At 54.5% G+C, this 24,644-nt stretch carries 23 protein-coding genes; 17 read left to right on the top strand and 6 right to left on the bottom strand.

Annotated elements, in window-relative coordinates:
• Positions 1–143 precede the first annotated feature (143 nt).
• From ACFX4U_RS02670 to ACFX4U_RS02640, 7 genes are all read left to right on the top strand, one after another.
• Complete coding sequence (locus ACFX4U_RS02670; RefSeq protein WP_313507779.1) at positions 144–1,550, top strand: PLP-dependent aminotransferase family protein; 1,407 nt, start codon at positions 144–146, stop codon at positions 1,548–1,550.
• A gap of 345 nt (positions 1,551–1,895) precedes the next feature.
• On the top strand, positions 1,896–3,038 hold the full coding sequence (gene ydcS, locus ACFX4U_RS02665; RefSeq protein ID WP_249881813.1) for a putative ABC transporter substrate-binding protein YdcS: 1,143 nt from the start codon (positions 1,896–1,898) through the stop codon (positions 3,036–3,038).
• Between the two features lie 17 nt (positions 3,039–3,055).
• Positions 3,056–4,069 (top strand): ABC transporter ATP-binding protein, encoded by a 1,014-nt coding sequence (locus ACFX4U_RS02660; RefSeq protein WP_313507780.1) that lies wholly within the window; start codon positions 3,056–3,058, stop codon positions 4,067–4,069.
• A gap of 7 nt (positions 4,070–4,076) precedes the next feature.
• Entirely contained in the window at positions 4,077–5,006 is a 930-nt protein-coding gene (locus ACFX4U_RS02655; RefSeq protein WP_313507781.1) for an ABC transporter permease, read from the top strand.
• Complete coding sequence (locus tag ACFX4U_RS02650) at positions 4,996–5,802, top strand: ABC transporter permease (protein ID WP_305736012.1); 807 nt, start codon at positions 4,996–4,998, stop codon at positions 5,800–5,802. Before ACFX4U_RS02655 ends, ACFX4U_RS02650 begins: the two co-directional genes overlap by 11 nt.
• A 25-nt stretch (positions 5,803–5,827) precedes the next feature.
• Positions 5,828–7,252, top strand: coding sequence for an aminobutyraldehyde dehydrogenase (patD, locus tag ACFX4U_RS02645; RefSeq protein WP_313507782.1), 1,425 nt, complete (start codon positions 5,828–5,830; stop codon positions 7,250–7,252).
• A gap of 279 nt (positions 7,253–7,531) precedes the next feature.
• The gene (locus tag ACFX4U_RS02640; RefSeq protein WP_313507783.1) at positions 7,532–7,753 is read left to right on the top strand and encodes a hypothetical protein; all 222 of its coding nucleotides are present in this window, start codon (positions 7,532–7,534) and stop codon (positions 7,751–7,753) included.
• 57 nt (positions 7,754–7,810) lie between these two features.
• Here the strand turns inward: ACFX4U_RS02640 and ACFX4U_RS02635 are convergent, their stop codons facing one another.
• Positions 7,811–8,266 (bottom strand): hypothetical protein, encoded by a 456-nt coding sequence (locus tag ACFX4U_RS02635; RefSeq protein ID WP_017456860.1) that lies wholly within the window; start codon positions 8,264–8,266, stop codon positions 7,811–7,813.
• Positions 8,267–8,476: 210 nt separating this feature from the next.
• Here ACFX4U_RS02635 and ACFX4U_RS02630 point away from each other — a divergent pair, with 210 nt between their 5' ends.
• From ACFX4U_RS02630 to ACFX4U_RS02615, 4 genes are all read left to right on the top strand, one after another.
• Positions 8,477–8,770 carry a hypothetical protein gene (locus ACFX4U_RS02630; protein WP_305736015.1) on the top strand — a complete coding sequence of 98 codons (294 nt, stop codon included), beginning with the start codon at positions 8,477–8,479 and terminating at the stop codon, positions 8,768–8,770.
• Between the two features lie 170 nt (positions 8,771–8,940).
• Entirely contained in the window at positions 8,941–9,114 is a 174-nt protein-coding gene (locus tag ACFX4U_RS02625) for a GhoT/OrtT family toxin (RefSeq protein WP_071925283.1), read from the top strand.
• A 96-nt stretch (positions 9,115–9,210) separates the two neighbouring features.
• Positions 9,211–9,384, top strand: a complete 174-nt coding sequence (locus ACFX4U_RS02620; RefSeq protein WP_017456865.1) for a GhoT/OrtT family toxin — start codon at positions 9,211–9,213, stop codon at positions 9,382–9,384.
• Positions 9,385–9,449: 65 nt separating this feature from the next.
• Complete coding sequence (locus ACFX4U_RS02615) at positions 9,450–10,211, top strand: alpha/beta fold hydrolase (RefSeq protein WP_305736016.1); 762 nt, start codon at positions 9,450–9,452, stop codon at positions 10,209–10,211.
• Positions 10,212–10,247: 36 nt separating this feature from the next.
• Here the strand turns inward: ACFX4U_RS02615 and ACFX4U_RS02610 are convergent, their stop codons facing one another.
• Genes ACFX4U_RS02610 through ACFX4U_RS02600 form a run of 3 tightly spaced genes read right to left on the bottom strand, consistent with a single transcriptional unit; the run spans position 10,248 to position 16,766 of the window.
• On the bottom strand, positions 10,248–12,422 hold the full coding sequence (locus ACFX4U_RS02610; RefSeq protein ID WP_305736017.1) for a virulence factor SrfC family protein: 2,175 nt from the start codon (positions 12,420–12,422) through the stop codon (positions 10,248–10,250).
• Positions 12,419–15,400: a virulence factor SrfB gene (locus tag ACFX4U_RS02605; RefSeq protein ID WP_305736018.1), complete on the bottom strand. Its 2,982-nt coding sequence runs from the start codon at positions 15,398–15,400 to the stop codon at positions 12,419–12,421. The genes ACFX4U_RS02610 and ACFX4U_RS02605 overlap by 4 nt, the downstream gene beginning before the upstream one ends.
• A gap of 4 nt (positions 15,401–15,404) precedes the next feature.
• Positions 15,405–16,766: an SrfA family protein gene (locus ACFX4U_RS02600; protein ID WP_313507784.1), complete on the bottom strand. Its 1,362-nt coding sequence runs from the start codon at positions 16,764–16,766 to the stop codon at positions 15,405–15,407.
• 280 nt (positions 16,767–17,046) lie between these two features.
• Between ACFX4U_RS02600 and ACFX4U_RS02595 the strand changes: the two genes are divergently transcribed.
• On the top strand, positions 17,047–18,645 hold the full coding sequence (locus ACFX4U_RS02595) for an ABC transporter substrate-binding protein (protein ID WP_305736020.1): 1,599 nt from the start codon (positions 17,047–17,049) through the stop codon (positions 18,643–18,645).
• 10 nt (positions 18,646–18,655) lie between these two features.
• Positions 18,656–18,889, top strand: a complete 234-nt coding sequence (locus ACFX4U_RS02590; protein ID WP_313507786.1) for a DUF2526 family protein — start codon at positions 18,656–18,658, stop codon at positions 18,887–18,889.
• Here ACFX4U_RS02590 and ACFX4U_RS02585 read toward each other — a convergent pair whose 3' ends face one another.
• Together ACFX4U_RS02585 and ACFX4U_RS02580 are read right to left on the bottom strand one after the other, a co-directional pair.
• Positions 18,890–19,339: a DMT family transporter gene (locus tag ACFX4U_RS02585; protein ID WP_313507787.1), complete on the bottom strand. Its 450-nt coding sequence runs from the start codon at positions 19,337–19,339 to the stop codon at positions 18,890–18,892.
• The gene (locus ACFX4U_RS02580; protein WP_200550946.1) at positions 19,336–19,854 is read right to left on the bottom strand and encodes a GNAT family N-acetyltransferase; all 519 of its coding nucleotides are present in this window, start codon (positions 19,852–19,854) and stop codon (positions 19,336–19,338) included. The genes ACFX4U_RS02585 and ACFX4U_RS02580 overlap by 4 nt, the downstream gene beginning before the upstream one ends.
• Positions 19,855–19,891: 37 nt before the next feature.
• Here ACFX4U_RS02580 and ACFX4U_RS02575 point away from each other — a divergent pair, with 37 nt between their 5' ends.
• The 4 genes from ACFX4U_RS02575 (at position 19,892) to ACFX4U_RS02560 (ending at position 24,613) form a co-directional block, all read left to right on the top strand.
• The gene (locus ACFX4U_RS02575; protein WP_313508943.1) at positions 19,892–20,467 is read left to right on the top strand and encodes a helix-turn-helix transcriptional regulator; all 576 of its coding nucleotides are present in this window, start codon (positions 19,892–19,894) and stop codon (positions 20,465–20,467) included.
• A gap of 67 nt (positions 20,468–20,534) precedes the next feature.
• Positions 20,535–21,572, top strand: a complete 1,038-nt coding sequence (locus ACFX4U_RS02570; protein ID WP_313508857.1) for an NADP-dependent oxidoreductase — start codon at positions 20,535–20,537, stop codon at positions 21,570–21,572.
• Between the two features lie 252 nt (positions 21,573–21,824).
• The gene (locus ACFX4U_RS02565; RefSeq protein ID WP_200550949.1) at positions 21,825–22,481 is read left to right on the top strand and encodes a GntR family transcriptional regulator; all 657 of its coding nucleotides are present in this window, start codon (positions 21,825–21,827) and stop codon (positions 22,479–22,481) included.
• Positions 22,482–22,675: 194 nt separating this feature from the next.
• Positions 22,676–24,613, top strand: a complete 1,938-nt coding sequence (locus tag ACFX4U_RS02560; RefSeq protein ID WP_313508860.1) for a methyl-accepting chemotaxis protein — start codon at positions 22,676–22,678, stop codon at positions 24,611–24,613.
• The last annotated feature ends 31 nt before the right edge of the window (positions 24,614–24,644 follow it).

The raw sequence follows: 24,644 nt of genomic DNA, 5'->3' as shown, positions 1-24,644 counted from the left end.
ATGGCAGGTTGCTGATTAGTCCAGACGAAGCGGTAACCGGTAACCATAACAGTGCGCATAATGAGCTGTTTTGTATAAACTGATATAGCAAGATAGCGCACCGCGTGCCATGATGTAGACGTTTTGTTAACACGTGAAAAATCATGAAAAAATACCAGCGCCTGGCGCAGCAAATCGCAGAACAAATTGAGCTTGGGGTCTGGCGACCTGGAGAGAAACTGCCGTCGCTGCGTGAGCAGGTGACCAGCAGCGGGCTGAGTTTTATGACCGTCGGTCATGCGTATCAGTTGCTGGAAAGCCAGGGACGGGTGATTGCCCGGCCACAGTCTGGCTATTTTGTCGCGCCAGCGCCCGGCTTACCGCGCGCGCCGGCGGCTAAGGTTACGCGTGATGAAGCGGTGGACATCAATACCTATATTTTTGACGTGTTACAGGCCAGTTGCGATGCCTCGGTGCTGCCGTTTGGTTCCGCCTTTCCCGACCCCAAACTGTTCCCGATGCCGCAGCTCAACCGGTCGCTGGCAAAGGTGAGCAAAAGCGCCACTGCCATGAGCGTGATAGAAAACCTGCCGCCGGGAAACAGCCAGTTGCGCCACGCCATTGCTAAACGCTATGCCCGCCAGGGGATGAACATTTCGCCGGATGAAATTGTTATCACTGCCGGTGCGCTGGAAGCGCTGAATCTCAGCTTACAGGCGGTGACAGAACCGGGTGACTGGGTGATTATTGAAAGCCCCTGTTTCTACGGCGCGTTGCAGGCGCTGGAGCGGCTCAAGTTAAAAGCGCTATCGGTGCCGACCGATGTAAAAGAGGGCATCGATCTTGATGCCCTGGCGCAGGCATTAACTGACTATCCGGTAAAAGCCTGCTGGCTGATGACCAATGCGCAGAACCCGCTCGGGTTTACATTAAGCGCTGCGAAAAAGGCGCAACTGGTCGCGCTGCTGGCACAACACAACGTCACGCTGATTGAAGACGATGTTTACAGCGAGCTTTACTACGGGCGCGAACAGCCGTTACCGGCGAAAGCCTGGGACACGCAAGATATGACGTTGCACTGCTCCTCATTTTCGAAATGTCTGGTCGCCGGGTTTCGCGTCGGCTGGGTCGCTGCCGGACGCCATGCCCGGCGCATTCAGCAATTGCAATTGATGAGCACCTTATCCACCAGTTCGCCGCTGCAACTGGCGCTGGTCGATTACTTATCGACACATCACTACGACGCCCATTTGCGCCGCCTGCGCAGACAGCTTGCCGAGCGCAAACATCTGGCCTGGCAGGCGCTGCTGCGCCATCTGCCGCCGGAAGTGAAAATCTACCGTAATGAGAGCGGCTATTTCTTGTGGCTGGAGTTACCCACCGGGCTGGATGCCGGTGAACTGAGCCAGCAGGCGCTGGCGCACCATATCAGCATTGCGCCGGGGAAAATGTTTTCGACATCCGATAACTGGCGTTCGTTTTTCCGCTTTAATTGCGCCTGGGTCTGGGGCGATAAAGAGGAGCGGGCGGCAATGCAATTGGGTCAATTAATTCGCCAGATGATGAATTAACCGCACCCGGCTTTCTTATTTTCTGAATAACTTATTCTCCTGTTAAAAATAACGGCGGCGTAAATATGACGTGCGCCGTCATTATTTTCTGCGCTCCCGAACCTGGTATTCATAGGAAATGTGAATAGCAACACAGATTAACGGACGTTCGCTAACCCCTTGTCTGTACTCCAAAAGAGCGCGCAATAGCATTTTCATTGTTAACGCAATGCGTCATCAGTCACATCCTTGCGAAATTTCCGACGGGCCACATTCATGCCGTCAGCGCGCCGTCTATTTTTATTAAGGGAGATATATTTACGGCAAGGCTGCCGCACTTTTTCATTGCGACAGGAGTAGAAAATAATGAGCAAGAAATTTGCCCGCAGCAGCCTGTGTGCGCTGGGTCTTACCGTGATGACTGCACACGCCGCCGAACCAACCGAAGTGGGAAAGGGAGAAGGTCGGCTGGATATTATCGCCTGGCCTGGCTATATCGAGCGCGGCCAGACCGATAAGCAATATGACTGGGTGACAGCCTTTGAAAAAGAGACCGGCTGCGCGGTGAATGTGAAAACTGCCGCCACGTCCGATGAGATGGTGAGCCTGATGGCGAAAGGCGGCTATGACCTGGTAACCGCCTCCGGCGATGCCTCTTTACGCCTGATCATGGGGAAACGCGTCCAGCCGATAAACACCGCGCTTATCCCCAACTGGAAAACGCTTGATCCGAAGCTGGTGAAAGGCGAATGGTTTAACGTTGCGGGGAAAACCTACGGCACGCCTTATCAGTGGGGGCCAAACCTGCTGATGTATAACACCAAAACCTTCCCGACGCCGCCGGATAGCTGGGCGGTGGTATTTGTGCAGCAAAACCTGCCGGACGGCAAAAGTAATAAAGGGCGCGTGCAGGCCTACGATGGGCCGATTTATATCGCCGATGCCGCGCTGTTCCTGAAAGCCACGCAACCGCAACTGGGTATTGACGATCCGTACCAGCTTACCGAAGCACAGTATCAGGCGGTGCTGAAAACCCTGCGCGATCAGCATTTGCTTATTCACCGTTACTGGCATGACACCACGGTACAGATGAGCGACTTCAAAAACGAAGGCGTGGTGGCTTCCAGCGCGTGGCCTTATCAGGCGAATGCCCTGAAAGGTGAAAATCAGCCGATTGCCACCGTTTTTCCTAAAGAGGGAGTGACCGGCTGGGCGGATACCACCATGCTGCATGCCGATGCGAAACACCCGAACTGCGCTTATAAATGGATGAACTGGTCGCTGACGCCGAAAGTACAGGGTGATGTGGCGGCGTGGTTTGGTTCGCTGCCGGTGGTGCCGGAAGGGTGCAAGGCCAGCACCTTGCTGGGTGAAAAGGGCTGCGAAACCAACGGTTACAGCTTCTTTGACAAAATCGCCTTCTGGAAAACGCCGGTGGCGCAAGGCGGCAAATATGTGCCTTACAGCCGCTGGACGCAGGATTACATCGCCATTATGGGCGGACGTTAACCTGCCAGGAGCGTGTTATGACCTATGCGGTAGAATTCCTGGATGTCGCCAGAGTCTATGGCGATGTCCGGGCGGTTGACGGCGTAACGTTCGCCGTCAACGACGGGGAGTTTTTCTCCATGCTGGGGCCGTCCGGCTCCGGCAAAACCACCTGCCTGCGGCTGATTGCCGGGTTTGAACAGCTCAGCGGCGGTGCCATTCGTATTTTTGGCCGCGAAGCCAGCGAGCTGCCGCCCTGGGAGCGGGACGTAAACACCGTCTTTCAGGATTACGCGCTGTTTCCGCACATGTCCGTTCTCGATAACGTCGCCTACGGGCTGATGGTAAAAGGCATGGACAAAAAACAGCGCCATGCCCGCGCCCGTGAGGCGCTGGAAAAAGTGGCGCTCGGTTTTGTGCACGCGCGTAAGCCCTCGCAGCTTTCCGGCGGCCAGCGGCAACGCGTTGCCATCGCCCGCGCGCTGGTAAATGAACCCAGAGTGTTATTGCTCGATGAACCCCTGGGCGCACTGGATCTTAAGCTGCGCGAACAGATGCAGCTGGAGCTGAAAAAGCTGCAACAGGATCTCGGCATCACCTTTATTTTTGTCACTCACGATCAGGGCGAAGCCTTGTCGATGTCCGACCGCGTGGCGGTGTTCAACAATGGACGTATTGAGCAAATCGATGCGCCGCGCGAACTTTACCTGCGCCCGCGCACGCCGTTTGTCGCCGGGTTTGTCGGCACCTCGAATGTGTTTGATGCGGCGCTTGCGGAAAAACTCTGCGGCATGAACGGCGTCTACTCGCTACGCCCGGAACACATTCGCCTGAATACACCTGGAGAAATCGAAGCCAGCGCGGTGGTGCAGGCAGTGCAATATCAGGGCGCATCGACCCGTTTTGAACTGGCACTGGCGCAGGGGGAAAAGTTACTGGTCAGCCAGGCGAACCTCTCCGATGCGTTACTGCCACAAACGCTGGCACCGGGACAACAGGTGCGGGTTTCCTGGTCGCGCGAGGCAATGGTGACATTACAGGGAGCGGGGTGAGAGGGTAATGAGCATTGCGCAACGTTCGCCGCGCCGCGTCAATCTGAGCGCCGTCTTCTGGCGCAAACCGGTCTACGGGCTGCTTTTGCTGCTGCTCGGCCCGCTAATGTGGTTTGGCATTGTCTATTTAGGTTCACTGCTCACGTTGTTGTGGCAGGGGTTTTACACCTTCGATGATTTCACCATGTCGGTTACCCCGGATTTGACGTTCGCCAATCTGCTGGCGCTGTTTAACCCGGCTAATTACGACATCATTCTTCGTACGCTGATGATGGCGATGTGTGTGACGGTGGCGAGCGCCATTCTCGCCTTTCCGATGGCGTGGTATATGGCCCGTTATGCGCAGGGTAAATGGAAAGCGTTCTTTTATATCGCGGTGATGTTGCCGATGTGGGCGAGCTACATCGTTAAAGCCTACGCCTGGACGTTGCTGCTGGCGAGAGACGGCGTTGCGCAGTGGTTTTTAAGCCATCTGGGGCTGGAGCCGCTACTTGCTGCGTTTTTGACGCTGCCCGCCGTGGGCGGTAATACGCTTTCCACTTCCGGGCTGGGGCGCTTTCTGGTGTTCGTCTATATCTGGCTGCCATTTATGATCCTGCCGATTCAGGCGGCGCTCGAGCGCTTACCGCCGTCGCTGCTGCAAGCCTCAGCCGATTTAGGCGCGCATCCGCGTCAGACCTTTCGTTATGTCGTGCTACCGCTGGCGATACCGGGCGTGGCGGCGGGTTCAATATTTACCTTTTCGCTGACGCTCGGGGACTTTATCGTGCCGCAGCTCGTCGGGCCGCCGGGATATTTCATTGGCAATATGGTTTATTCGCAGCAAGGAGCAATTGGTAACATGCCGATGGCCGCCGCGTTTACGCTTGTGCCGATGGTGTTGATCGCCCTTTATCTGGCGTTTGTGAAACGCCTGGGAGCGTTTGATGCACTCTGAACGCGCACCGTTTTTGCTCAAAGTCGCCACCTGGGGCGGCGTCATCTTTCTGCACTTTCCGCTTTTGATCATCGCCATCTATGCTTTCAATACCGAGGACGCCGCATTCAGCTTCCCGCCGCAGGGCTTTACGCTGCGCTGGTTTAGCGTGGCGGCGGCGAGGGGAGATATTCTCGATGCGGTGACACTGTCACTACAAATCGCGGCGCTGGCGACGGCCATTGCATTGGTTCTTGGCACACTTGCTGCAATGGCCTTATGGCGCAGCGAGTTTTTCGGTAAAAACGCCATTTCCTTACTGCTGCTGTTGCCGATTGCCTTACCGGGAATTATCACCGGGCTTGCGCTGTTGACCGCGTTTAAAACGATCAATCTGGAACCCGGCTTTTTCACCATCGTCGTGGGACATGCCACGTTCTGCGTCGTGGTAGTGTTTAACAACGTGATTGCCAGGTTTCGGCGAACCTCCTGGAGCCTGGTCGAAGCATCAATGGATTTGGGCGCGAACGGCTGGCAAACCTTCCGTTATGTGGTGTTACCCAACCTGGGTTCGGCACTCCTGGCGGGTGGCATGCTGGCGTTTGCGTTGTCATTTGACGAAATCATTGTCACCACCTTTACCGCCGGCCATGAGCGTACGCTGCCATTGTGGTTGCTCAACCAGTTGGGCCGCCCGCGCGATGTGCCCGTTACCAACGTTGTGGCGTTGCTGGTGATGCTGGTGACGATGATTCCTATTCTGGGGGCCTGGTGGCTGACCCGTGATACCGACACGATTGCCGGAACCGGCAAATAACTGACCACGCTGAAAGGACAGAACTATGCAACATCAACTATTTATCAATGGGGTACTGGTTAACGGCGAAGGCGAGAAGCAGCCCGTTTATAACCCGGCTACCGGTGACGTGTTGCTGGAGATCGCCGAAGCGTCTGCCGCACAGGTCGACGCCGCCGTACAGGCAGCCGATCGCGCGTTTGCCAGTTGGGGGCAAACTACACCGAAGGCGCGCGCAGAATGTCTGCTGCAACTGGCACAGATGATTGAAGATAATGCGGAAATCTTCGCCCGGCTTGAGTCCCTGAACTGCGGCAAACCCTTTCATTGCGTACTGAATGACGAAATTCCGGCGGTAGTGGATGTGTTTCGCTTCTTCGCCGGGGCCGCGCGTTGCCTGAATGGGCTGGCGGCGGGCGAATATCTGGAAGGGCATACTTCAATGATTCGCCGCGATCCGCTGGGTGTCGTCGCCTCGATTGCGCCGTGGAACTACCCGCTGATGATGGCGGCCTGGAAGCTCGGCCCGGCGCTGGCGGCGGGCAACTGCGTGGTGATCAAGCCGTCGGAAATTACGCCTCTCACCGCGTTAAAACTGGCGGAACTGGCGAAAGATATATTCCCTGCAGGTGTGCTGAATGTGTTGTTCGGGCGCGGCAGCACCGTCGGCGATCCGCTGACTGGCCATGATAAAGTGCGCATGGTTTCCCTGACTGGCTCGATTGCCACAGGCGAGCACATTATTGGCCATACCGCCTCGTCGATTAAGCGCACCCATATGGAACTTGGCGGCAAAGCGCCGGTGATTGTGTTTGATGATGCGGATCTCGATGCGGTGGTGGAAGGGGTTCGCACTTTCGGTTTTTACAATGCCGGGCAGGATTGCACCGCCGCATGTCGTATTTACGCGCAAAAAGGCATCTATGACGCGCTGGTGGAAAAGCTGGGTGCGGCGGTCGCCAGCCTGAAAATGGGCGCGCCGGACGATGAATCCACCGAACTTGGGCCGCTCAGTTCCGCAGCGCATCTGGCGCGCGTTAGCAAGGCAGTCGATGAGGCCAAAGCGCTCAGCCATATTCGCGTGGTGACCGGCGGTAAAAGGCATGAAGGCGCTGGCTATTATTACCCGCCAACGCTGCTGGCAGGGGCAAAACAGGAGGATGCCATTGTTCAGCGGGAAGTGTTTGGCCCGGTGGTAAGCGTCACGGTGTTTGATGATGAGGAGCAGGTGCTGGGCTGGGCCAATGATTCGCAATATGGGCTGGCATCATCGGTGTGGACCAACGATGTGGGTCGCGCGCATCGCCTGAGTGCGCGTCTGCAATATGGCTGCACCTGGGTAAATACGCATTTTATGTTGGTGAGCGAAATGCCGCACGGCGGACAAAAACTCTCAGGCTATGGCAAAGATATGTCGCTCTACGGCCTGGAAGATTACACCGTCGTACGCCATGTGATGATCAAACATTAATCCACGAATAAACGCCACGGACGGCGTTTATCGCATTTATTCCCTTATGAAACATGAGGTAAATCGCATAGTAAATTAAGTGTGTTGTTATTAATGAAAAACTGGTTTAATAATAGCCAGCCATCAGCGGAGTGGCGAAATAAAAACATTTAAATAAAACCGCATACAGACATTGCCCGATTGCTTGTCATATGAATGTCATCAACGCGAAAAATGGCGGTCATTGCCATGGGTGAGAATGTCTGGCTTTTAAAAAAATCAGGCAAGGAAAATAGAGTAATGAGTAAAATCGTAGTCGTGCTCGTACCAGGGGGCGCGTCTGAATTTTTGACCGTTGAAGATGGCGAAACCTCGGTACAATGGGCGATAGCGGGGCTTGATGGCGGGGCGGCAAGTGCGCGTATGCCAATTGAAACCTACTATTGCGAAGGTGAAGAGTTTTATTTTGCCCGCGTTGAAAGTCTCGCGGGTAATGAAACAGCACCCTCCATGCTGAATTAAATAAATAAGGGCTCATCTGAGCCCTTATTTATTTAACAATGCAATTAATTTGCAGGCTTACCTTTTCAGGAATACCTCATTTTCACGCGGTGCCCAATCTTTCTCTGAAAAATCATATGTCGAGAAGGGCTCATCTTTTACACCCTGCGAACGCAGAACGGCGCGCACTTCCGCTGGCAGCGTTTCCTCGCGGAATAACTCCGCCAGCACGAACATGGCATCAATAAACGAGAGTTGTTTTACTTCAAAGGGTTTCCAGCCGGTGCGTTTGAATATTAAATGATAAAGCGCCTCTTCACCGGCAAGCGGAACGAAACTGCTGGCATATTTTTCCCGATGACGAGAGAGCAACACTTCGAGGACGAATATCTGCGCGATGCGCTGCCGGGCCGCATTGCCCCGGGCGGTATCAGTGGTCATATCAACGTGCGTTATATCATTGTTTTCACGCACCCGAACTTCTATGGCTTGCCACAGGTCGTCATATTTCTGCATAACCTTACCTTGTTTCATCTGATGTCTGCCTTGCCGGTAGACAATATCAGAGATGATCCCAGCTCGCCAAACTTCCCGACGTTATTATCGGTCGCAATAACATATCAGTTAATCCTTAAGTTAAATTAATGGATATATCATTTCATTACGCGCGGAGTTTGTGTTTAATCATTTTTCACCCGCCACAAAATAATGATCAACCTGGCCTGGATTCGCCGGAAAATAAACATGAAAAATATATTGCTGTTGTGGGCTGCGCTCGCCGCCACAGGTTTATGCACGACATCTGAAAGTTATGCCAAATCGCAGCGCCTGTCGGATGCGCAGGTGAAACAAGCGATCATTGCTGAATCTATTGCTAACTACCCCGGCCCATGTGCCTGCCCCTACAATCATGCCCGGAACGGCAGCTCATGTGGGAAACGCAGCGCGTGGAGCCGTGCAGGCGGTTATTCGCCCATTTGCTACGCCGAAGAAGTCACAAAAGAGGATATTGCACAGTGGCGTGACACACATCAGTAGGAAAAAATCCGACTGCAGAAAAAGAAAGTAGTTGCGGCTTCTTTCGCCCTCACAGCCAGTTAAATCAAAGCTGGCGGCTACACCTTTCGTGGTAATCCTTAATCGACTTGATATATATCAATAAATAGAGCATATTGCGTTCGTTTGTTATTTCTGGGTTAATGTTTGTTATGTCGTTATACCAAAAAATGTTGGTTTTCTACTTTGTCATGGCGCTGATTTGCGCGCTGATTACCTGGTTTCTTTCTCACGATCGTAAACGTATTCGCCTGCTGAGCGCGTTTTTAGTGGGGTCGACATGGCCCATGAGCTTCCCGGTTGCGCTGTTATTTTCCATATTCTAAATTTTGCCAACAAAGCGTGACGGCGAAAGCGATAACGCCTTGAAAATTAGTGCAACATGTTAGGCGGATGTTTTACCTAAGGACAGGAGACAGACGTTGGAACTCTACACCAAACTGCTTATTTTCTACGTTGTCATGGCGGTGTTATGCGCCGTGGCAACCTGGTTTCTCGCCAAAGATAGCCGCAAAATCCGCCTGCTTAGCGCGTTGTTAGTCGGCGCGACCTGGCCCATTAGTTTTCCTGTCGCGTTACTTTTTTCTCTCTTTTAATCGTGTCCTTGCCATAATGCTATGATACTGTATATAAAAACAGTATTGCGGCAGAGAGGGCAGTTATGGACAGTCTCTATTCACTCCACGCGCAGGCGCAGGTGCGCTGGCACGCGTTACCGGGCAAAGGCGATCCGGTGGTTTTTATTCATGGCCTGGGTTGCGCGTCTTCGTACGAATACCCGCGCATTGTTGCCGATCCGGCCTTTGCCGGCAGGCGCGCCATTCTTATCGATTTGCCGGGCTACGGTTACAGTGAACGTCCGGCGAGCTTCTCTTATCGCACCAGCGATCAGGCGCAAGTAGTGATTGAACTGCTGGATCATCTTGGGCTCGATGCATTCTGGTTATACGGCCACAGCATGGGCGGCAGTATCGCGATTGAAGTCGCTTCGCGTATCCCGCAGCGTGTCAACGCGCTGGCCGTTTCTGAACCTAATTTTCACGCCGGTGGCGGGGCGTTTAGCCGCATTATCGCGGCCCAGGATGAGGCCGATTTTGTCACCTGCGGCTACGCGGCAATGCTGGCGCAGGAAAAAACCGCCTGGGCTGGAAGTCTGCAAAGCAGCGCGCCCTGGGCGGTGTGGCGCGGCGCGAAGAGCCTGGTTGATGGCGTTGAGCCGTCGTGGATGTCGCTATTTGCCCATTTCCCGCGCCCCAAAACGCTTATTTTTGGCGAGCTATCGTTACCGGATAACGATGCCGACAGTGTGCTGCAACAAGGAATTGAACTGCGCATTATTCCGCGTGCCGGTCATTCAATGTCTGACGAACAGCCAGCCTTACTGGCGCAGACGTTAGCGGCATTTATTGCAGAACATGAGTAAAAAGAAACCCGGCACATTTGCATGGCCGGGTGATTTTCAGGGAAGCAGGGATTTGAGTTTTTTACGCGCCGCTGGGCTGATATCCAGCGGGTGGCTGTAACCAATGTTTTCGATAGCCCGGTGGTACAACGCCACCAGCCAGTCATACACATAGCGGGTGGCGGCGTGTACTGGCTGCTCGCTCAGACGGGTTAACCGCGCCTGGGTAGCGCCATCCGTACCGCTGGAAAAAATGGTGCTGCCTTTGTTTACCCGGCTTTCCGGGCGATCCGCCTGCGCGATCTCCGCGTATCCCAGCCAGGCGACAAAGTTACCAATTGCAGCATACAGTTGCGCGGCGCAGGCAGTATCGCGCTGCATAATTTTTTGCAACTGATCGGGTAAATTCAGCCGGTAGCTGCTGACGATAACAATCTCCGCCATCTGGCGCAGCGCGGCAGGGCTGAGCCCCAGGCGCGCAGCGTTATCATCGTTGCGGCTCCACTGGCGTACGTGGTTGACCCACAAAGCATGCGCCTGCTGACCGATATCTTTCGACACTGCCTGCGGTTCGCTGCTTTCTGCGGATTCAGCAAACAGATCGATTGATTCGTTAAACAAGCCGCTGACTTTCTCTTCGCGCGGCTGCTGAACTTTCCACAGCGTATCGAACTGCTGCATATCCGGCTGTAAACCTTCCAGCAATTCACCGTGGCGTGAAGCCTGGCCTTGCAACTCGCGCACCACGGACTCCGCGCTCGCGCGTTGCGCCGCTGCGTCTTTTACTGCGGTGGCAAGCCAGGGTTGTAGCAGATCGCGAAGGGCACGCTGATGACGCTCAGTCAGCGCTTTCAAACGCTGCTGACGTAGGCCAGGCGCTGTCGCCTGCACCAGCCACTCCAGCAGACGCTGCAAACTGCTGGCATCCAGCGCCTGCAACGTTCCCCAGTGCTGACCCGGTTTACCAATAAGCTGCTGAACGGCTTCGTCCAGATTCTGCGCCAGTGTAAAGCGCGCATCCTGTGGTGTAATTGCCCAGACCAGCCCCGGCAGCGCCGTTTCCTGACCAGATTGTGTCTCTTTGACCCAGTTTAATAATGCGCGCGCAGTGGCAGCGGTGGCTGAACGTTCCAGCGTCGCATTACAAATCATCAGCACATCCGGTTGCAGGCGCTGGCGGTAGCTTTCCAGCAACCAGCGGCATTTGCTACGCCACAAAGGCTGACCATCTTGTGGGCCCGGAGTCGGAATATCGAGAATATCCACGGCCGTTAACACCGCGTTTTCCACCGGCAAAACCAGCTCGCGCGTAATCAGCGCAAGGGTTGCCAGCGGAATACTGACCGCGTTGTGCAACTGCTCATTTGACCACGGATGCACCACCACTTCGTCATGGATCTCACCGCTACCGGGTTCCGATGGTGTTAAGAAACCGTCGGTTGGCAGGGCAAAAGTATCCACCAGAATACTCAGCGGTGCCGCCAGCTCCTGCGCGTTACCGGTCTGGTGAAGGGTATGTGCCAGCGACAACCACTGCTGCGTGAGTTCCTGCTGCTCGCCCCATAACAGCGACCAGGCGCTGGCGCGGGCGCTGAGATCCAGGGAAGGCAACAGGCAAGCAAACTGATACCACAACGCATCGTCCATCTGTTGCTGCGACGACGGCACCGCCGCGCGCCAGAAGCGGGCAATCGCGCCGATATCTTCCGCCGTGATCCCCGGCACCGCATTCGGTTGACGCAGTGAGCGCCATTTCGCGACGCGATCTTCAATTACCGATTTGTCAACGGCACGCAATTCCGGCTGCTGAATGGCATGCGCAATAAAAATCTGCACTAGTTCGGCTTCACTGATAATGCGCAGACACAGCGGGAAACCCTCATCCATCGGTGCAAGATGCTGGCTAAAGCGCAGCGCCATGCTGGTCAGGGCATGGCCGGGATTGATATGGGTGAAGTAATCCAGTGTTTTTTCGCCGGGACGCACATTAAGCCGTCCGTTACCGCTGCCGCACAACGCTGTCAGCAGATGCGCTTTGGCCGCTTGTGAATGACCATACAACCCAACGGTGCAGGGCGCGTCGACCGCTTCACGCAGCGCGCTTTCCTCGGCGGCGGCAGTCGTCAGACGCGACAGCAGCGCGTCGGCATCATCATCCAGTAAAGGTGCGTGCTGGCGGTTGTCGTTGATCCATGTCGCCAGTGCCTGGGTGGTTTTTACGCTCGCACTCATTTCAGATACACACTCCCGCTGTCGATCCAGTAATGGCTGCCGCTATGGCGGCGATCGGCCAGCGTATTCAGTTTAAAAGTTAACGCGTCTGCGGCGACCGGCGTACCATCCTGGAGCCAGGCCTCACTTAAGGTGAACGATTCCGGCCCGTGCTGTTTATTGCCGCCGCTGAACTGCAAACGGACATTCAACACGCCGTCACCCGCGATGGTTTTCGCCAGTTCCTGCGAGTTGATACTCAACGTGTAGAGCGGCGTAGCCGGCCAGCGGGCGTTTGCGAGCTGGCGGAAACCGAGCGTAACATTGCCGCGCAGCGGGAAATGTAAACGCGCGTCCAGTTTCGCACCGGGCTTATCAAGGTCGATATCGTGATACCAGATATTCTCATCGCGCAAGGTATTGACGACGTTATCCAGCACACCGAGGTAACGCACGGTGGAATAGGCACCGATATCCGCCGCTTTAAAGTTAAAACGCGGCAGACGCAAATCGAGCGCCAGGCTGCACAACATCGCACCCACGGCAGCGGTTGATTTCGGGTTACCGATCTTACCCTGCTGGCTGAATGGATACCACTCATGTACGCGGTATTTATCAAGCCAGATCATGCGGTTAACCGGCACAGGTTGCAGGTGACGAATCAACGCCTGCACGCCAGGCAAGCAGCCAGGACGACCGGTAATTAACAGTACATCGCAGCAGTAGTGGCTGATGGCTTCGCAAACCGCATGCAGCGGGGCGGTCAGGGTAAATTGCCCGGCCAGCATCGCATCCTGCAACTCACGGAAATTCACCTGCAACGGGACAGCCAGCACATCGAATTCTGCCGAACCAGACGGCAGCGCATGATCGATTGCCTGTTTCAGGTAGTTCATGACATTGCGCGTTGGCAGTTGCGTGAGCAGTTCGCCGAAGGTGGCATGCAACCCGGCAAGCGGATCGTTAATGTCACTCTCTTCCCACGCGGCAAGAATGGCATGACCAATCGGCATAAACAGTTGCAGCGTCGTTTGCTGGCGCAGCACGGCCTGGGTATCAATACGCCCGGAATCGCCAAACAGCGTCGCCATGATCGCTGCGGCATCGGTAATGCCCGCTTTCTGCATCTGCGTTTGCAACGCCGGCAGCACACAGCGCTGAATCACATCCAGCAGAATGTCATCGCCGGCGACTTTAAACCCTTCGCGAAACAGCAGTTGCGGGGTGATTTTGACGTTACTGCCGGTGCCATCATCCAGTTGATAATGGGTGATCGCCATATCTGTCGTACCGCCGCCGATATCGACGGAGGCCACGCGCAGCGAACGGCCTTTTACCGCGCCCGGTGCTTCTTCGCGATCCGGGCGGGCAAGCGAGGCGAAAAACGTTTCAGTTTGCCCGGAAAAACGGGAAATCGCTTCGTTATACAGCCACACCAGTTGACCACAGCTGGCTTCGTCCCACTCCATCTGAATGTGCGGCACAGGTACGACGCTTTTTTCCTGCTGCTTGCGGTTAGCAAAGTCTTCATCCTGCGGATGCCAGCCCATGGCTTTCCACACCAGCGCGATGGCTTCGAACATGCGGCGACGGAAAATTTCACGCTCCTGCTTCGGCATCGCCGAGGGCAGGGTAAGAATAATGGTGCGCAGCTGGCGCGGAGAGGCCGGAAAGCCCAAACGCAGACGCGTGGCGACACTGTTGATCTGCCCAAGTGCCTGCGACAGCAATTCGCACAGCATGTGGGTCATCAACGTGCTGCGGCTGTACTGCGGGGAAAAGACCGGTAAACGCTCATCCAGCGGCAGGCTATATAGCGGCTGACCTTCATCATTCATCAGGTTCATGAGCGGGAAGGCGGTCGCCAGCGGTTCGCGCTGGGTTTTGCTGTTCATCTGGCTAAAGCGCCAGTCCTGTAATACCGGTGTTTCGTCCCACAGGTAACGGCGCGGGCTGGAGATGCCGCTGTTGCCTTCGGTGCCAAGGCGCTGCGTTGCCAGCTTGCGGGCCTCATCGCCCACGCGCACGATCGATGGCCAAATAAAGGCATCTTCACGACCACTTTCCACTGAGAAGTGTTGTTTGCCGAAGCGCGCTTCAGAAAACTCAAGACGGCTGGTAAACAGCGGCTCATTAAGGAACTGAGGTTCACTGAGCGAGCGTACCTGCAATTCTGCCGTCTGGCGCAACCCATCATTGGCATCGCCGTGATCTTCAATGATCACGCCGCAGGTGTGGGTGTTGCCGACATCCAGAATCAGATCGACCGGGATCGCCGGTGTACTCAGCGTGTGCGTAACGATTTTGACTTCCGGCACCTGCAATTGCATGCCGAGCAGGCTCATCAGATTAAGCCAGTGCGCCTGATATTCAAAACCGCGCAATGCCTGATTAATTTCGCGTTCGCTGCGGGTTTCATGTTGCGTAATGAATTGCAAAAATGCTTCGCGCAGCCAGCCATCGACCCAGGTCTGATCGAGGAAATCTGCCACTTCATCGTCACGCCAGGCCAGCGAGAATCGCGTGCCATTGAGAATATCGTTTTCCAGCGGCGCCAGCGCGGCAGGCGAGTTACCGTTAATTTGGCTGTCGAGCGCCAGCGCCACGCGGTGAGTGTTTCCGGCGCTGTCCGGTTCGCTGAGCTTGCGGATCTGCACGCGTGCCCAGTTATCCGGGCCTTCAACGAAAGTGCGGGGCGGGTTAAAGCGCAGGAAAGGGATCGGCAGCCAGACGCCATCGAGGATCGACAACGAGTATTGCAGCGAGTGCGTGCTTTCGGGTTTTACCACTTCCGGCTGACCGCCGTCGCGGTTTGGCAACGTATAACGTTCATTGACCAGATCGAAATCAAGACGCAGCAGCGGGCCGTTGGCGGTTTTACGCACAAATTTGCCGCTGTTGGCGGAATCCTGCGGTGTCAGGCCAAAATCAAGAAACTGCACGCCGCTATTGGCAATCAGCGTCACGCTCTGTTTGTAGTCGCAAAGATTAACCAGCATAAACTCAGTCACCTGTTTTTCTGAACGTCACCGGAACGGTGGTGTTGGCGTCAAAACGCGCGCTGCATTCCGCGACGTCGTTGCTGCTTGCTTTACAGGAAATTTCCGGCATCGGGTAACGCGTCCCGTCGCTGCAACGTGCGTTGCTGCGGCTCTTAATCAGCAGTTCGCCGGTTTCATGCAGGCCGGAGAACAGATCGGCGCGACAGGTTACATTTTTACCCATCACAATACGCGCCGTCCCTTTGTTGTTCTGGATCTGGTAACGCACGGCAGGGGCTTTGCCAGTGACCGGATCTTTCACATCCATCGCCACACGCCAGTTACCGTTAAGGAATTTGGTGGAACCGATTTTCACCTCTAACGCATCCATCACCAGTACATCTTTCGGGATAGAGGCGATAACAACCGGCCCTTTATCAACCGGTTTGACTTCCGGTGCTTTGACAGCAGGCGCAACAATTTCAGCCTGATGCAGCGGCAGTTTCACCGCCAGTTCAGGCAGCGGCTCGGCTTGCATCGGCGGCGGCGCAATTGCGACCGGCTCTGCTTTGGTTACGGCAGGTGCAGGCGCAGGTTCTTGTTGTTGCTGATTGAGCACCAGCGGCACGGCAATTGCCGCCGCGACAGCCGCAGCAACGGGCAATGCCCACAGACCATAGCGGCGGCGTTTTTTCACCTCTGGTACGGGTTCGGGCTGCGAAGCGGGTTCAGGTGCAACCACGGGTGCTGCTTCCTGCACGGGCGGTGCGGCAACGGGCTGCGGTTTGATTTCCGCTTGCGGCATTAATAGCGGCGCATCCGCCTGGCTGAAAGTTACCTCGACGGCAGGCTCTTCTTCCGGCTCTGGCTCCGGTTCGATAATAATTTCTGGGATTTCTGGCTCTGGTTCTTGCAGACACTCAAGCACATTTTCACGGGCGCTTTCATTGAGATTCACAAAGCCCCAGAAGGTGATGACCGGTTTGCCATCAACGAGGAAAACATGGTTTTCGCCGGGGAATTGCAGCGCTTTTTCCAGCAGCGAGCCAAACAGTTGCTGCGCGGTTTTCGGTGATTGCATGCATTTGCGGCTCAGCGCGGCGGCGCTGTCCAGCGTGCTCTCAAGGTAACGCAGCGCGCGGGCGCGCGCCTCCGGTTCCGCCGCTTTCCATGCCTGGGCGCGACCATCAATGGGTGAGTACCAGTCGACCCGATCGCCTTCATCATTGACCTGGGGTATTGCCAGGCAATCTACCAGCGCCTGCTGCTTACGCAGACGCAGTGCTTCACGAATTTGCAATGCCGAATCGAATACGGCCTGACCGCCGCCGCCAACGGCCTGGAAATCATCCAAATCGCCGCTACGCAAGAGAGTTTTTGCCACGTTTTCATCCCATAGACTTCTTCACGCGTCTACTATACGCAAACTTCCTACCAGTAAAAGGCAGAGGAAAGCGCAAAACCATTGAATTCTCGACGCATTGAGCGCGCCGAACCCGCTTGACGGCACGAAATTTATTTAACACAAATTTATTCATTAATAATGGTGGATATTTCAGCAAAAACAAATGCTTTAGAATAACCTGATGCGGAATCGTTATTTGCCAGTTCCCATCTGCTGTGCTGAGATTAATGCTCCATATAAAAAAAGAAGGCTCCTGATAATGTCCACGGGAAAAACGCTGCTCGCCCTTGCGCTGAGCACACTGTTACCGGCAAGTGCCGCATGGGCGGCGTCCAACGATACAATCATTTACTGCTCCGAAGCGTCACCGGAATCCTTCAACCCGCAAATTGCCAGCTCCGGGCCGACATTTGTTGCCAGCTCGCAGGTGCTTTATAACCGCCTGGTCACCTTTGACCCGGTGAAAAACACACCGGTACCGTCGCTGGCGACCGACTGGAAAGTCTCTGAAGACGGAAAGACCTGGACCTTCACGCTGCGCCAGGGCGTTAAATTCAACAGCAATAAATATTTCAAACCGACGCGCGACTTTAACGCCGATGACGTTGTCTTCTCTGTGATGCGCCAGATGGATCCGAAACATCCTTATCATAATGTTTCGCAAGGTAATTACGAATACTTCACCGATGTTGGCCTTGATAAGCTGATCAAAGAAGTGAAAAAAATCGATGATAACCATGTTCAGTTTGTACTGAATGAGCCGAATGCCGCATTTCTTGCCGACTGGGGAATGGATTTCGCTTCCATTCTCTCTGCGGAATACGCGGATGCGATGCTGAAAAAAGGCACGCCGGAAAACGTCGATAACTGGCCAATCGGCACCGGCCCGTACGCCTTGCAGCAGTACAAAACGGACGCGCAAATCCGTTATATTGCCAACCCAAATTATTGGGATGGCGAAGTGCCTACCAAACATCTGATCTTCTCTATTACACCGGATGTGCAAACCCGTCTGGCGAAACTGCAAACCAATGAATGCCAGATAATTCCCGCCCCGGCACCGGTGCAGTTTGATCAGATCAAAAACAACAAAGACTTAACGCTGCATACCATTGATGCGTTGAATGTCGGCTACCTCGCGTTTAACACCGAGAAAAAGCCGTTTGATAATGTGCTGGTGCGTCAGGCGTTGAACTATGCGACCGACAAACAAGCCATTGTCAATGCGGTGTTCCTCGGTTCCGGTACGGTGGCAAAATCACCGCTGCCGCCGAACATGCTCGGGTTTAACAAAGATCTGAAAGATTACGGCTACGATCCGGAGAAAGCCAAAGCGCTGCTCAAGCAGGCCGGGCTGGAAAAGGGCTTTGAAGCCACGCTGTGGTCAATGCCGGTGCAGCGACCGTATAACCCGAACTCGCGGCGCATCGCCGAAATGATCCAGGCAGACTGGGCAAAAGTCGGCGTGAAGGCGAAAATTGTTTCGTATGAATGGGGCGAATATCTGGCCGGTATGCGTAAAGGTGAACACGATACCGCATTGTTCGGCTGGATGTCGGATAACGGCGACCCGGACAACTTTGCCGATGTGCTGCTCGGTTGCAACAGCATCAAAACCGGATCTAACGCCGCCCGCTGGTGCGATAAAGGCTATGATGGCCTGGTGCAGAAAGCGAAGCTGACGGCGGATCCTGCCGCCCGCGCCAAACTTTACGGTCAGGCACAGGAGATTTTCTACCAGCAGGCACCGTGGATCGCGTTGGCTAACGGCAAAACGTTTTACGCCACCCGCAGTAACGTTAGCGGTTATACCGTCAGCCTGATGGGCAGCGATTTTTCGAAAGCGAAGCTGAATTAAAGGAGAGGCTATGTCACATCTGGATGAGGTTATCGCACGTGTTGACGCGACTATCGAACAGGGCGTTATTATCGGCATGAATGGGTTGCTGGTTGAACTCAGCGATGATGCGGCACTGAGCCGGGACGAACGCTACACCCAGCAACAGCGCCTGCGTCAGGCAATTGCGCACCACGGTCGGCAGCATAAAGAAGATATGGAAGCGCGACGCGAACAGCTCACCAAAGGTGGCGAGATCCTGTAATTAAAACTGGCGTCTGGCTACCAGCCAGGCGCCAATCACCAGCAGCACCGCGCCACATATCGGGCTAATCAGCGCTTTGAGCGCAACGCCCTGGCTTCTCACCACATCCATTACCAGACCGCCGATAAGCTGGCTTGCGACCAGCACCGCAATAGTTGTTGCCGCGCCGACATATTGATAGCCGCTAATACTGGCAAAGACAAAAAACGACCCCAGCAGACCGGGAATGAGCGTCCACCATTTCACGCTGGTGTACAACTCCTGAAAACCGGCGACACCGTGTTTGATCAGCAAAATAGAGACGAACAGCACAATGCCGACCAGCGAATTCAGCAGCATGGCGATAAGAATGGTCGACGCCGACTGGGTAATGCGCACCATTAAGGTGTTTTGCACCACCAGGCCAATACCAGCAGCAATCAAAAAGGTGAGGGTGAGCGACTGATTCATGAAATGGCGTCCGGTTCGGTGCGGTCATCGAGTTGCAGCTGCATAAACGTCAGATCCAGCCAGCGGCCAAACTTCGTGCCGACCTGCGGCATTTGCCCGGTAATCACAAACCCAAGTTTGCTGTGCAGATGAATTGAGCCGTGATTCTGCGCTTCGATACCCGCGACCATGACATGTTTGCCGATGCGTTTGGCTTCGTCGATTAAGCGCTCCATCAGTGCCAGGCCGATGCCTTTGCCCTGGTGTTCCGGATGAACATAAACAGAGTGCTCAACCGTGTGGCGAAAACCGTCAAAAGCGCGCCAGTCGCCAAACGAAGCATAACCGGTAACTGCACCATTTTCTTCGCTGACCAGCACCGGATAGCCCAGCGAGGCGCGCGCTTCAAACCAGGCGATACGGTTGTCGACATCGACCGTCTGGTCATTCCAGATGGCGGCGGTATTGACCACCGCATGGTTGTAAATGACGGCAATTGCCGCGCAATCGTCTTTCCCGGCGTAACGAATATTCATGGTTGAACCTCAAATTTGTACACTATAGTATTACGTTATGAATACTATCTCAGACAATATAAATCAACGGATCAGTGCGCGAATTCGCGTTGAACGTGAATCTCGCGGCTGGTCGCTGAGCGAACTGGCGGAGCGCGCCGGTGTATCGCGGGCGATGATCCACAAAATTGAACGCGGCGACAGTAACCCGACGGCGGCGCTGCTGGCGCGGCTTTCCGGCGCGTTTGGCATCAGTATGTCAACGCTAATTGCGCGGGCAGAAATGCAGGAGGGCAAACTGCTGCGCCACGCCGATCAGCCTGTCTGGTGCGATCCGCAGAGCCACTATCTGCGCCGTCATGTTTCGCCGCGCAGCGATTTGCCTATCGACCTGGTGCAAATCGAACTGCCCGCCGGGAGCGATATTCCAATGCCGGCGTCCGCCTATGCGCTGGCGCGCCAGCTTATCTGGTTGCAGGAGGGGGAACTGGTGTTCGTTGAAGGCGACACGCGCCATGAGATGTGCGCCGGAGATTGTCTGGAGCTCGGCCCGCCAAATGATTGCCGCTTTATCAATGAAAGTGACACACCTTGCCGTTATCTGGTGGTGCGGCTGAATCCTTCCAGCTCGTAATGTAAACGCGCTCCTGGCCGTCAGAGACTAGTATCAATAGTTAGTCTGACACGTACAGGAGCGAACAATGAAACAAGATCCTCACCGCAACCGCCGCTGGGTGCTGGCTTCCCGCCCGCATGGCGCGCCCGTCGCGGATAATTTCCGCCTTGAAGAAGATGACATTGCCACGCCGGGCGAAGGGCAGGTGTTGCTGCGCACGGTTTTCCTTTCGTTAGATCCTTATATGCGCGGGCGTATGAGCGATGCGCCATCGTATTCACCGCCGGTAAAAATTGGTGAAGTGATGTGCGGTGCCACCGTTAGCCGCGTCGTCAAATCGCAGCACCCGGATTTCGCCGAAGGTGACTGGGTGCTGGGTTACAGCGGCTGGCAGGATTACGACATTTCGGGCGGCGAAGGCCTGGTCAAATTGGGAGACAATCCGCCGCACCCGTCGTGGTCGCTTGGCATTCTTGGTATGCCAGGGTTTACCGCCTATATGGGCTTGCTGGATATTGGCCAGCCGAAATCCGGTGAAACGTTGGTTGTTGCCGCGGCAACCGGTCCGGTAGGCGCGACAGTAGGGCAAATCGGTAAAATTAAGGGTTGTCGCGTAGTCGGCGTGGCCGGCGGCAGCGAGAAATGCCGTCATGCGGTTGACGTGCTGGGGTTCGATCACTGTATTGATCACCATGCGGAAGATTTTGCCGAACAACTGGCTGCGGCCTGCCCGCAGGGTATCGATATCTATTTTGAAAATGTCGGCGGAAAAGTATTTGATGCGGTACTGCCGTTATTAAATACCTCCGCGCGAATTCCGCTTTGCGGATTAGTCAGCGGCTATAACGCCACCGATCTTCCCGCCGGTCCGGATCGTATTCCGTTATTAATGGCAACCCTGCTGAAAAAACGAATCCGCTTGCAAGGTTTTATTATTGGTCAGGATTACGGCCACCGTATTCATGAATTTCAACAAGAAATGGAACAATGGATTCGACAAGAAATAATTCAGTACCGTGAGCAATTGATCGACGGGCTGGAAAATGCGCCAGACGCTTTTATTGGCCTGCTCGAAGGGAAAAATTTCGGTAAAGTCGTAGTGCAAATCGGGCCTATCAGCTAAAAGAATGATGGCGGTGAAAAACCGCCATCAGAAATCGTGCAAATTTTTGAGAAACGTCTTTAATTAGATAAGCATAAGGAACTGATGACCTTGTGAAGGCGGTTCCTGGTAGTTGTGCATAATAAATACAAATTGTTTTAACTTTTACGCGACCATCCAAGACCAGGCATGTGTATATAATATATTCATTGACACAAATCACGGACACGCTACCAGGCTGAGAATAAATAAGAAATTATACGGGATACAAACATGCTTGATTTGGAAAAAGCGCAGCGGACCAGTCTCACCATGCAAGTTGAGGCGAGTCTTAAGAGTGCGCTTATTATTGGTGCGCTTAAACCGGGCGCGCGACTCATCACAAAGGAAATAGCCGATCAATTAGGCACCAGTATTACACCGGTGCGGGAAGCGTTACTGCGGTTGGTCTCCGCAGGCGCGCTGCATGCCACCCCGGCGCAGGCTTTTCTGGTGCCGGAAGTCAGCCTTGATCGCTATAACGAAATTAACCAGATTCGTAAAAATCTTGAGGGCATGGCCGCACGCGCAGCCAGCCAGCATATGACGAAGGAGAAAATTCGTGAGTTGCGTATCCTGGCGGCGAATTTCCATGAAGCAATGAAAAGCGGTAACACCGAGCAGGGCTTACAAGCTAACCGCGTGTTTCGCTTTAGTGTTTACAGCCACGCCGGGATGCCGACGCTAACCGCCTTGATTGAGCAGTTATGGGTTCGTATTGGCCCTTGTTACAATTATCTTTATCCAAATTCTGAGGATTTAACGCGCGTCGAAAATTACGGTGATTTATTGGCGGCGTTAGAAGAGGGAGACGCTTTCGCTAGCGAACGCGCGTTATGGCGTGCGATTGATGAGGGCGCAAACATCGTTCACAAACAATTCTATCGCTGAGTTCCAATTCAACGACATAATCATTCTATTTATATATTGATGCTCCCCGGGAAAATTTGCGAATGGGGCGCATCAATATCACGTTTTTGACTGATAAGACCAGCCAGCACCTGAAATCCCTGCTTTCTTTGCCGATAACAATGTGTGCGTGCAGTTGTTGGGCGCTAACATTGGGGTTTAGCAAGGAGTCCGGAATGTCATTTAGCCAGCGGTTAAGCAATATAAAAATTAGTAGGAAGCTGTCAGTCGGTTTTGGGTTAGTTCTCTTTCTGGTTGCTATTGCCACCGTCCTCAGCGTATTGCGCTTCAAAGAAATACGCGACGTCTACGAAAAAACCAATCTTATGTACAACATCAACATTGAAGTATTTCAGGCCAAAATTAACCGTCTGAAATACTTCTATGGCGATGATAAATCAGGGCAGGTGATGTCCAACTACGTGCGCCACGCTTCCGAGCTGACCGCCAGCGCCGACGATATGTCCTGGTCTGCAAACGAAAAACAAATTATTAACGATGTCGCCAGCCACCTGGAGCAATTCCAGGGCGCGATTGGCGAGATGCAAAAAGCCACCGGTGATATCAAGACCGTGCGCGAATCACTCGACAAACTGGCCGCACAAGATCTCTCTGCGCGCTACACCACATTGGTGCGCACGCCGGTGGCCGACCCTGCGCTGATGGCGCAAATTTACGAACAGTTGTTTGCGATCAGCACGGTACGCGACGCCGCGCTGGTGGTTCGTTACAGCCCGGGTAAAGAGTCTAAAGAGGCGCTGGATGCCCGTTTTGGCGCAACGCAAAAGAGCGTTCAGGCACTGGTAAGCCAGTTACCGGGTGAGCTGCAATCACCGTTGCAATCCCTGTGGGATGACACAGTGAAATACCGCGATTTGAGCCTTAACTATCTCACCGCTTTCCAGGCATTAAAGGCGTCGGAAGATAAAGTCAAAGTGGGTGGAGATGAGAGCAGCGCCTCGCTCAAACAGATCATTACGCTGGTGAAAGCGCATAACGATGAACTGGCATACACCTCCAGCACCATTGCGGCGATTATCGGTGTGATTGCTATCCTGCTTGGCGTGATCGTCTCATGGTGGGTTATCCGTCAGATTACGCGTCCTATCGATCGCAACCTGGCGCTGGCGGAACGTATCGCCAGTGGCGATCTCAGCTCGAAAATTCGTGCGCAGAGCACCGATGAACTGGGGCAATTAACCGGTGCAATGGGCCGGATGAACGATACGCTGCGCGACATGATTTTCGAAGTGCGCAACAGCGTAAGCCAGGTTTCGCGTGCGGCGACGGAGATTGCCGAAGGCAATACCGATCTCTCTTCCCGCACCGAGCAACAGGCAGCGGCAGTCGTTGAAACCGCGGCCAGCATGGAAGAGTTGACCGCCACGGTGAAAAACAACGCCGATAACGCGCGCAATGCCAGCAGCCTGGCAGCCCAGGCGTCGAAAACCGCCAGCGAAGGCGGTACGGTGATGCGCGAAGTGGTAAATACCATGGGCGATATTCATAACAGTTCGAACAAAATTGCCGATATTACTGCTGTGATTAACAGCATCGCCTTCCAGACCAACATTCTGGCACTCAACGCCGCAGTAGAAGCGGCACGCGCCGGTGAACAGGGGCGTGGTTTTGCGGTAGTGGCAAGCGAAGTGCGCAGCCTGTCGCAACGCAGCTCACAAGCGGCAAAAGATATCGAACAGCTGATTAGCGAGTCAGTTTCGCGCATTAATGTCGGTAGCGAACTGGTGGCAAAAGCTGGTGAAACCATGGATCAGGTGGTGCAGTCTGTTACCCGTGTTAACGATATCATGGGCGAAATCTCGTCTGCTTCCGAGGAGCAGAGCCGCGGCATTGAGCAAATTGCCCGCGCGGTGGGTGAACTGGATAGCACCACGCAACAGAACGCCTCACTGGTAAGCGAATCCTCTTCGGCGGCGGGTTCGCTGGAAGAGCAGGCGCGTTTGCTGGAAGAACTGGTCGCCACGTTCCGTCTCGATCAGAATGGCGCAAAACCGGCAGCCAAAACCAGCAAACCAACAGCCAAACCCGGCGTGAAGCAGAGCGTCGAACCGCGTGAAACCGCCACGAGCGATGAGGGCTGGACCACGTTTTAACCTTTGATACGCGCATCAGTAACAGCCCGGA

It is taken from the genome of Kosakonia sp. YIM B13588, assembly GCF_042788165.1.
Classification (GTDB): domain Bacteria; phylum Pseudomonadota; class Gammaproteobacteria; order Enterobacterales; family Enterobacteriaceae; genus Kosakonia; species Kosakonia sacchari.
The sequence above is the reverse complement of the archived record's forward strand: the minus strand, read 5'-3'. Positions and strand labels throughout refer to the sequence as shown.

What these genes read in the sequence shown, in the direction of transcription:
- ACFX4U_RS02670 (WP_313507779.1), top strand. Translation starts at nt 144, where the DNA reads ATGAAAAAATACCAGCGCCTGGCGCAGCAAATCGCAGAACAAATTGAG.
- ydcS (WP_249881813.1), top strand. Translation starts at nt 1,896, where the DNA reads ATGAGCAAGAAATTTGCCCGCAGCAGCCTGTGTGCGCTGGGTCTTACC.
- ACFX4U_RS02660 (WP_313507780.1), top strand. Translation starts at nt 3,056, where the DNA reads ATGACCTATGCGGTAGAATTCCTGGATGTCGCCAGAGTCTATGGCGAT.
- ACFX4U_RS02655 (WP_313507781.1), top strand. Translation starts at nt 4,077, where the DNA reads ATGAGCATTGCGCAACGTTCGCCGCGCCGCGTCAATCTGAGCGCCGTC.
- ACFX4U_RS02650 (WP_305736012.1), top strand. Translation starts at nt 4,996, where the DNA reads ATGCACTCTGAACGCGCACCGTTTTTGCTCAAAGTCGCCACCTGGGGC.
- patD (WP_313507782.1), top strand. Translation starts at nt 5,828, where the DNA reads ATGCAACATCAACTATTTATCAATGGGGTACTGGTTAACGGCGAAGGC.
- ACFX4U_RS02640 (WP_313507783.1), top strand. Translation starts at nt 7,532, where the DNA reads ATGAGTAAAATCGTAGTCGTGCTCGTACCAGGGGGCGCGTCTGAATTT.
- ACFX4U_RS02635 (WP_017456860.1), bottom strand. Translation starts at nt 8,266, where the DNA reads ATGAAACAAGGTAAGGTTATGCAGAAATATGACGACCTGTGGCAAGCC.
- ACFX4U_RS02630 (WP_305736015.1), top strand. Translation starts at nt 8,477, where the DNA reads ATGAAAAATATATTGCTGTTGTGGGCTGCGCTCGCCGCCACAGGTTTA.
- ACFX4U_RS02625 (WP_071925283.1), top strand. Translation starts at nt 8,941, where the DNA reads ATGTCGTTATACCAAAAAATGTTGGTTTTCTACTTTGTCATGGCGCTG.
- ACFX4U_RS02615 (WP_305736016.1), top strand. Translation starts at nt 9,450, where the DNA reads ATGGACAGTCTCTATTCACTCCACGCGCAGGCGCAGGTGCGCTGGCAC.
- ACFX4U_RS02610 (WP_305736017.1), bottom strand. Translation starts at nt 12,422, where the DNA reads ATGAGTGCGAGCGTAAAAACCACCCAGGCACTGGCGACATGGATCAAC.
- ACFX4U_RS02605 (WP_305736018.1), bottom strand. Translation starts at nt 15,400, where the DNA reads ATGCTGGTTAATCTTTGCGACTACAAACAGAGCGTGACGCTGATTGCC.
- ACFX4U_RS02595 (WP_305736020.1), top strand. Translation starts at nt 17,047, where the DNA reads ATGTCCACGGGAAAAACGCTGCTCGCCCTTGCGCTGAGCACACTGTTA.
- ACFX4U_RS02590 (WP_313507786.1), top strand. Translation starts at nt 18,656, where the DNA reads ATGTCACATCTGGATGAGGTTATCGCACGTGTTGACGCGACTATCGAA.
- ACFX4U_RS02585 (WP_313507787.1), bottom strand. Translation starts at nt 19,339, where the DNA reads ATGAATCAGTCGCTCACCCTCACCTTTTTGATTGCTGCTGGTATTGGC.
- ACFX4U_RS02580 (WP_200550946.1), bottom strand. Translation starts at nt 19,854, where the DNA reads ATGAATATTCGTTACGCCGGGAAAGACGATTGCGCGGCAATTGCCGTC.
- ACFX4U_RS02575 (WP_313508943.1), top strand. Translation starts at nt 19,892, where the DNA reads ATGAATACTATCTCAGACAATATAAATCAACGGATCAGTGCGCGAATT.
- ACFX4U_RS02570 (WP_313508857.1), top strand. Translation starts at nt 20,535, where the DNA reads ATGAAACAAGATCCTCACCGCAACCGCCGCTGGGTGCTGGCTTCCCGC.
- ACFX4U_RS02565 (WP_200550949.1), top strand. Translation starts at nt 21,825, where the DNA reads ATGCTTGATTTGGAAAAAGCGCAGCGGACCAGTCTCACCATGCAAGTT.
- ACFX4U_RS02560 (WP_313508860.1), top strand. Translation starts at nt 22,676, where the DNA reads ATGTCATTTAGCCAGCGGTTAAGCAATATAAAAATTAGTAGGAAGCTG.